Source organism: Sphingobium sp. AS12 (assembly GCF_019097845.1).
Taxonomy (GTDB): domain Bacteria; phylum Pseudomonadota; class Alphaproteobacteria; order Sphingomonadales; family Sphingomonadaceae; genus Sphingobium.
The window spans coordinates 1-1,385 of the sequence record NZ_JAHRGM010000090.1 but is presented as its reverse complement, the minus strand read 5'-3'; the positions used below and the strand labels follow the sequence as shown (position 1 = coordinate 1,385).

Below are 1,385 nucleotides of genomic sequence, written 5' to 3'. Positions count from 1 at the left end.
AACTGCCGCCGCGAACCTGAGCCTCTGCAAGCTCAACCAAACCCAAAAATGTAGTGGTAACACTCGCGCCGGTGCGTGCATGTCATTGAACAAAAATGCCTTTTCCAAAAGCACTGTTCAAGTTGGGCCAAGGGATGCTTGGCATCCGCGGGGCGTTTCTCCTTTGCATGCCCGCAGCTGTCCAACGCGAGTGAGCCCCGTCCATTCACATGGCGAATAGCCCCTAGAGTTTGATGACATTACGCTGCACCATATCCTGAGTTTCTGAGGTAATTGGCGCATTCGTGCGGCGGGAAGGCATCGAGCAGAGTGCCGATGCGCTGCCACGTTGATTCGGCGGATCGTTCTGCGGCTTTCCGCAGCAGGTGTTTCAGCTTGGCGAAGACCTGCTCGATGGGATTGAGGTCTGGGCTGTAAGGCGGCAGGAACAGCAGGTGCGCGCCTCTGGCCCGGATCGCGTTTCTGACAGCGGGTTTTTTGTGGCTGGACAGGTTGTCGAGGATGACGATGTCGCCGGGTGAGAGCGTGGGGCAGAGTTGCTCTTCAACCCACTGGGTGAAGCTGGCTCCATTGATCGGCTGATCGAAGACGAAGGGCGCTTCGATCCGGTCACTGCGCAGGGCGGCGATGAAGGTCATCGTCTTCCAGTGGCCATAGGGCACTTTTGCGTGAAGCCGCTGACCTTTGGGTGCCCAGCCCCGCAGCGGTGCCCCTTCGGCGAAGCTCAGGACAGGCATGTTGGTCTTGGCCCAGGTCTCATCGACGAAAACGAGGCGGGCCGGATCAGGCCGCCCCTGATATTTCTTCCACTGCTCCCGCCGCCGGGCGACCTTCGGCCTCAGTTGCTCTGCGGGAAGGACGCTTTTTTTTGAAGCTCAGTCCTTCCGCATGAGCAAAGCGCCAGACCTGCACATAGTCCACCTTCACGCCCCGCTCGGCCAGTTCGGCCACCAGCCCGCGCAGGGTGAAGTCGGACTTTGTCCGATCCAGCAGCCAGTTGCGCAACTCGCCGACCAGAAGCCGCGGCTTGTGCCCGCCGACCTTACCCGGAGCCACATTACCCCATGCCCGGTAACGCTGTGACCAGCGTACCACCGTCGCCGGGCTGATGCTCAATGCCAAGGCAACAGACCGGACGCTCTCGCCAGCCAAAATCCGCGAAATCGCGCGATCTCGCAAATCCATCGAATAAGGTCTGGTCATCGCTGCTGGCCTCCAAACCCAGCCAGCAGCTTGAATCAGAAAATCACCCTCATGTGAATCTGGAGGTTTCTGTGAGGTCGCGCGGCGGAACGCGGGCGTCATGGCACCGTGCGCGACCTCATTGAAGCCGGATTGAGCTAACCCGCTGACGCGGGCCACAGCTATGGGATTAGTAGCGTGCG

1 protein-coding gene is annotated in these 1,385 nt (G+C 60.1%); it reads right to left on the bottom strand.

The window, feature by feature from the left end; all coding sequences use genetic code 11:
* Positions 1-239: 239 nt before the first annotated feature.
* Positions 240-1,203, bottom strand: a protein-coding gene (locus KRZ98_RS23110) for an IS630 family transposase (RefSeq protein ID WP_217675528.1) whose coding sequence is annotated in 2 segments (ribosomal slippage) — positions 240-861 and positions 860-1,203 — 966 coding nt in all. Because the reading frame shifts where the segments join, the coding sequence is not laid out codon by codon here.
* Positions 1,204-1,385: the final 182 nt, after the last annotated feature.